Source organism: Pantoea sp. UBA5923, from assembly GCF_002431095.1.
Lineage (GTDB): Bacteria > Pseudomonadota > Gammaproteobacteria > Enterobacterales > Enterobacteriaceae > Pantoea > Pantoea piersonii.
This window is the reverse complement of the sequence record NZ_DJDN01000011.1, coordinates 4,296-4,853: the sequence shown is the minus strand read 5'-3', so window position 1 is coordinate 4,853 and position 558 is coordinate 4,296. Positions and strand designations below refer to the sequence as shown.

Annotated in this window: 1 protein-coding gene; it reads right to left on the bottom strand. The window is 57.3% G+C overall.

Going from position 1 to position 558, the window contains the following annotated elements; translation table 11 throughout:
* Positions 1-558 (bottom strand): catalase (locus tag B3797_RS02455; RefSeq protein WP_311790281.1); only part of this gene is annotated, 558 nt, incomplete at both ends.

The window sequence follows — 558 nt, the reverse complement described above, 5'->3', positions numbered from 1 at the left end:
GTAGCTGTTGACCGGCGACTGCGGCGCGTTAACCGGGATCTGCTTATAGTTGACGCCAAGGCGGTGGCGGTGCGCGTCGGCGTAGGAGAAGACGCGTCCCAGCAGCATCTTATCGGGGCTGAGGCCAATACCGGGCACCAGGTTATTAGGCTCGAAGGCCGCCTGTTCGATCTGCGCGTGGTTATCGGTCGGGTTGCGGTTCAGCACCAGCTTGCCCACTTTAATCAGCGGATAGTCGGCGTGTGGCCACACTTTGGTCAGATCGAACGGGTTATAGCGATAGGTTTCCGCTTCGGCGAACGGCATGATCTGCATGTAGAGCGTCCAGCTCGGGAAATTGCCTTCCTTAATGGAGAAGAAGAGGTCGCGCGTGTGGTGGTCGATATCTTTTCCGGCGAGCGTATCGGCCTCTTCCTGCGTCAAAAACTCAATGCCCTGGTCGGTGTGAAAATGGTATTTCACCCAGAATTTCTCGCCCTCGGCATTCACCCACATGTAGGTGTGGCTGGAGTAGCCATTCATATGGCGCCAGGTTTTCGGGATGCCGCGGTCGCCCAT